The 246-nt window shown below is 70.7% G+C and carries 1 protein-coding gene; it reads left to right on the top strand.

What is annotated here, in order from left to right; genetic code table 11:
* On the top strand, positions 1-246 hold a 246-nt coding region (locus ACWXWW_RS18260), incomplete at both ends, for a DUF4007 family protein (protein ID WP_455971453.1).

Genomic DNA, 246 nt, shown 5'->3' on the forward strand with positions numbered 1-246 from the left:
GCCGTCGACTGCCCGTTCCGGGAACTTGGCATCCTGCGACAGGCCTCGGAGCGCCGCCGCTTCCGGTTCGTGCACGGTGACAAGCCGGGACTCCCACCGCAGATTGCCCTCTACGCAGCCCTCGACTTCGTGGCGCGTACCGAGCACCGCGCCACAACCGTGACGCTCTCGCGGCTCGTCAGCGAGCCGGGCAGCCCCGGGCGGGCCTTCCGCATCCCTGAGCCGACCTACGCCGACCTCTTGGGT

The organism is Microbacterium sp. KNMS (assembly GCF_053851835.1).